The organism is uncultured Phascolarctobacterium sp., assembly GCF_934190775.1.
Lineage (GTDB): Bacteria > Bacillota > Negativicutes > Acidaminococcales > Acidaminococcaceae > Phascolarctobacterium_A.
In genome coordinates this window covers 1-4,742 of sequence record NZ_CAKPTG010000033.1, presented here as the reverse complement: position 1 = coordinate 4,742, position 4,742 = coordinate 1, and the positions used below count along the sequence as shown (strand labels likewise).

Here is a 4,742-nt window from a genome sequence, read left to right as displayed (position 1 = left end):
TTTTGCTATGAACAGTTTTTTGATTTTCCATTGTAGGGCTTTAAGCCCGCTCTGTGAGCCGTGTGCGAGCCACAGGGGTTGTAGGCCTGATTACCGCTTGCGGTTTTGTAACTTAATTTTTACTTCGAATGCAAACTTACGGTGTTGCTCGTAAGTTGTAGGCCTGATTACCGCTTGCGGTTTTGTAACATGGCACAACCTGAAGCACCTGGGTGTCCGCCACCAGTTGTAGGCCTGATTACCGCTTGCGGTTTTGTAACTGGTGGTCGATCCAATTAACATGAGAACCTTCAACGTTAAAGCCCTGATTACCGCTTGCGGTATTGTACGAAAAAAAGACCTGAAGTCCGGATTACTCCAGACCTCAGGTCTTTTCGATTACGTAAATAATATATTGTTGCAGATAAAAATAAGGCGTTCTACCGCAGTTCGGTAGAACGCCTTTAATTATTCACTTTGTCATACACTTGCTGCAGTGCTCCTCGATGAGCTCCGCCAGCTTCCTGATATCCATCTCCGAATGCTTTTCGGCAATCTGCATCAGGTGCTTCACGTCCAGCAGGATGCCCTGAATATGCTCGTACTCCTTGTCCCTGCCCTCGCTCTTGTTTTCCTTCCACAGCGCCACTGCTTCGCCTGCATAATGCAGCGCGCCTGCGCTCTCCCCTGCCCATTCGTTTTTGTCAACTGGCATGAGGAAGGCGTTGTAGATGACGCTGTCCGGATTTTTGAGGTCCGCCTGCGCATCAATATATTCACCATAGGTGATTTGCTTATTGATTGACGCTGAATCAGGCAGATCAAAGGGATTTTTGGTGGCACCGTACTTATAATACTTAGCATCAAGTACGTAGATATTATTGTTGTGCAGCATAATCGTATCAGGCTCCAGCCGGGAATTGTCATACTCCTTCTTGCTGCCTGGCAGCTTCCACTTCGTTTTCGGGAAGTAGCGCTGCTTGTCGCTGATGCCGAAGACTATGTCAATCATCTTTTCCCAGGCATATTCAAATCTGTTCGTGCCGAAGGTAAAGCTGGTATCCTTAATACCCTCGTCAGGCTCGTTGTTGATGATCTTCAGCATATTGGCAAAGAGGGTTTTGTTGGCATCGTTGAAGGTGCGGCAAAGCTTTTCCTGCAGCGCTGCACTGAACCATTGACGATGGAACAGGATTTGCGGCTCGGGCGGCTTATAGTCTGTGAACAGCCAGCCGAAGCGGATGAAGCTGAGATAGACGCAGTATTGGTGGATCAGCGTTATCAGGTCATTCTCGTTGATGACGTTCTTCTTCGTGATGAAGTCCAGATAATAGACATCTGCGTCCTGAATAACCGGCTTTTTCTGCTTGATGGTGCGGTTCCAATGGATTTTGCCGCGTTTGGAGGAAGCGTATTCCACGATGCCTTCCTTGTAGTAGCCTCGGGTGACAAAGTCCTGGATGATGTAGATATAGGCGTACAGCGGCGTGTCGGTCGCTGCGCTTTTGTTGTGCACAAAGCCGCTTTTGCTGTCCTGCTGCTTGCTGTAGAGGGCAAGCGTCTGGAATAGCAGCAGCAAATCCTCGCGCAGCAGCTTATCGTCATCCTCGCTGGCTATGGCATAGCCTAGCGGAAAGGAGACATTGTAATCCTTGCCGTCAAATTCCAGACCGACGAAGGTGTCCGCTTCTCTATTGGTGTTTATATGGCATCTGTCCTTGAGCAAGCTGCTCACTCCTCGTCTGTCGGTTCTTGGGCCGGGTTATCTGCGACAGCGTCCTCTGCTGCCTCCGCGGGTTCTTCCTCCGCAGCTTGTGGCTGCTCTGCTGCCAGCTTCGCCATCCGCTTTTGCATCTCGTCGTAAACCTCGGGCACCAGCACTGCCTTCAGCGGATCTCCCTCTGCATCCTCGTAGGCTTCTATTACGGATGACAGGCCTTCGCTGCAGTTGCTGAAGAGCGCCTGCCTGCCCAGCTTGAAGGCATCGTCCCACAGGTATTTGAGCACCTTTTCCGCAAAGCGCTTTGCATCGTCCAGGTCATTGTCCGTGGCGAAGTAAACGCCAAGGCTCTTGTCGTCTGTACCGCCGAAGCCAAGGTTGGCGGTGTGCATTTTTTTGTTGACGGTTTGGGCGAACACGCCCCAGCTGATTTTGCTGTTGGGGAGATGTTTGGCTACATGGTTTATGGTTTTTTCGTCTAAGGATTCGCCTGTAAACCTGTTGGGGATGTGCTTCATCTGCCAGCGGCGTTGGAAGGCGGTGTCCATGGTGAAGACGTTTTGGTCGGAGGTGTTCATGGTGGCGACGATGGTAAGGTTGGGGGGAAGTTTGATGGACTTGTTCTTATCTCCATAAACCCTTTCCGCAATATCACTGTTATATATTCCGTATCTGCTCGTGCCATCGTCGTTTCTGTCCAAAAGCTGGAAGATTTCACCGAAGATTGCCGGTGCATTACCGCGGTTCAATTCTTCGATAATGAGCAGGCATTGCTGATCCTTATAGGTTTCTGCAAGCTGCAGGATGCGTGTGAAAGGACCGGGAATAAACTTGTATTGCAGCTTTTCTTCTTCAATGCCGTCTTTATTCTCTACTTTTTCCAGTACGGGCATTATTTGGCCGACAAAGTCAGAATAGGTATAGTCGGGGTGAAAGACTACGCGGATGGTTAATATGTCATTAACCTTGTTTTCATAGTTTTGTTCTACATAATAGCTTTTGCCGCAGCCAGGGACACCGTAAAGAAGCACATTGGTAGAAGGAATAGAGCCTTTGCTGAATTTATTCTTGATATCCATGTAATAACCATCATCCTTTTTGACTATTTCCAAAAAGTCGGAGTAATAAGCATTAATTACTTTTATCAAGGCAGTAAGATTGTTTCCACTAAATTTTTTACTAAGAGTATTATCTCTCCATTCAGATGATAGTTTTCCTTGATATACAGCATCTACCGTAGGAATGTTATAAATTTTATCATACACTCTTTTCTTGCCATCAGTATTATTATAATTAGCAGATACCGGCAAATTAAATAATATACTTAAAGCGTTTGCCGGTAAATTAAGATGTGATATTTTTTCTGTAAGAACCTTGACGGTAGCAGTATTAGCTTTTAAAATTTCCCTAAGTCTTTCAAATGAATCTATTGAATAAATACGCTCCATTATTTCTCCTGCACATGCTCTTGCAGAAGAAGGCAGTTTACTTGATATTTCATTATCGGATGTACTGTTCATAATCTTGAATTACCTTTCCCATATTATTTTTATATTCATCTTTCCCATATTTGTATATTTCTGTTGACTGATTGATGCTTATACATAGTGTAAGCGGTTAGAATCAATATTGCACTATTTTAGCCTGAGAAATATAATCCCAATAACTGTCCATTGCTTCCTTAGGAGCATCTTTGGTAATAATATACATTTTTTCTTTTTCATCAAAGGTATACCATGCAGGATTCTTCTTGAAATAAAACTCTTTATCGTTAGGATATACTGTTGCTCCGTTTTCCATGTAATCCATATATTCGTTGAAACTTTCTACTGCTTTAGGAGGTGCTTCAGATGTAAGCTCATATTCAACGCCACCATCAGTATCACTGCCTACCCACTTTTCTTTATACCACTTAGGATTAGTCATAAAATAAGGCATTTCCATTGACATAGTATCTTCCTCCCATGTAGTCAATTTAAGCTATATAGATATGTGCCTTGATACTTACACCAGAATAATATCTATACAGATTAAAAATAAGACGTTTTTAAATTTAATAAAATAACACTTTTATACCTTGCTTTAGATAATAACATCATTAGGCAACGGTTTATAGTCTAAGAGTTCTTCCCACGTTACCCCTTTTTTTATGCACTCTTCATAAACTGCTGCTACACCACCGCGTTCTTCAACGCCAGCAGGATAGCCGCTAGGCACTTCTAATCCAATAGGCTCAGGTTCTCCGCCAATAACTTCGGCGTATCTCTCATATGCTTTTTCTTCTGGAGTACGAATGCTCTTTAAATATTCTTCCACAGTCATCTTCTTCATTGTTATCTCTCCACTCCCGTACATATCATTGCATACTTATATTTTAGTGTAGATTAGTTTTAAACGCAAGAAAACTTGACCTATATTTTATACCTGCAAATAAAAATACCTGCCTCCGCTGCAGATAAAACTTTCCTGTGCAACCATCTGGCAATTTTATTATTTTTTATTAAATCCCATCAACACATCCTTCGCCAGCCTCCTACGCACCTTCGGAAACTCCTCACCCATCACCTCCATATTCTTCTCCACAATCCTCCAAAACTCCGGCATCTCCTCACCAAGCGCCAGCACCACCTGTCGCAGAGAATACACATTCACATTCACCTCACCTTTTTCAATCCTCCGCAGCGACCGCAAAGGCACTCCCGACCGCAACGCCAGCTCCTGCTGATTTATCCCCTTGTCAAGCTCCAGAGATTTAATACACTCACCAATCACATTGGCGAATAAAATACGTTCGTTATCTTTATCCATGTAAACGCCTCCCTATGGGAATAGCGTATTACAAAAATTTATTTCAACAGTCAAAGAGGCCAGTACTGTCCTCTTTTCCAAAATTACCAATCTTCTGTGTTATAATAACCCCATCAAGCTTGATGTAGTACAGTACAGAATTCTGTCATACGCGGCAATGCGACCGCCACGGAAAGGAACTGGAAAAAATAACCAAACAAAAATGTGAACTGCAAGAAGACACTGAGCAGGAGCT

General features: G+C 44.1%; 5 protein-coding genes. All 5 read right to left on the bottom strand.

Going from position 1 to position 4,742, the window contains the following annotated elements; all coding sequences use genetic code 11:
• Nucleotides 1-451: 451 nt before the first annotated feature.
• The 5 genes from Q0G26_RS11380 to Q0G26_RS11360 all read right to left on the bottom strand — a co-directional run bounded on the left by Q0G26_RS11380 (nt 452) and on the right by Q0G26_RS11360 (nt 4,507).
• Complete coding sequence (locus tag Q0G26_RS11380) at nt 452-1,705, bottom strand: LlaJI family restriction endonuclease (RefSeq protein ID WP_293830723.1); 1,254 nt, start codon at nt 1,703-1,705, stop codon at nt 452-454.
• Nucleotides 1,706-1,710: 5 nt separating this feature from the next.
• The gene (locus Q0G26_RS11375; RefSeq protein ID WP_293830722.1) at nt 1,711-3,147 is read right to left on the bottom strand and encodes an AAA family ATPase; all 1,437 of its coding nucleotides are present in this window, start codon (nt 3,145-3,147) and stop codon (nt 1,711-1,713) included.
• Between the two features lie 175 nt (nt 3,148-3,322).
• Nucleotides 3,323-3,649, bottom strand: a complete 327-nt coding sequence (locus Q0G26_RS11370) for a hypothetical protein (RefSeq protein ID WP_293830721.1) — start codon at nt 3,647-3,649, stop codon at nt 3,323-3,325.
• A gap of 132 nt (nt 3,650-3,781) precedes the next feature.
• Entirely contained in the window at nt 3,782-4,030 is a 249-nt protein-coding gene (locus Q0G26_RS11365) for a hypothetical protein (protein ID WP_293830720.1), read from the bottom strand.
• A gap of 159 nt (nt 4,031-4,189) precedes the next feature.
• Nucleotides 4,190-4,507 (bottom strand): helix-turn-helix transcriptional regulator, encoded by a 318-nt coding sequence (locus Q0G26_RS11360; RefSeq protein ID WP_293830718.1) that lies wholly within the window; start codon nt 4,505-4,507, stop codon nt 4,190-4,192.
• Between the last annotated feature and the right edge of the window lie 235 nt (nt 4,508-4,742).

Coding starts and splice junctions, on each gene's coding strand:
- Q0G26_RS11365 (WP_293830720.1), bottom strand. CDS start 4,030: ATGAAGAAGATGACTGTGGAAGAATATTTAAAGAGCATTCGTACTCCA.
- Q0G26_RS11360 (WP_293830718.1), bottom strand. CDS start 4,507: ATGGATAAAGATAACGAACGTATTTTATTCGCCAATGTGATTGGTGAG.
- Q0G26_RS11370 (WP_293830721.1), bottom strand. CDS start 3,649: ATGTCAATGGAAATGCCTTATTTTATGACTAATCCTAAGTGGTATAAA.
- Q0G26_RS11375 (WP_293830722.1), bottom strand. CDS start 3,147: ATGGAGCGTATTTATTCAATAGATTCATTTGAAAGACTTAGGGAAATT.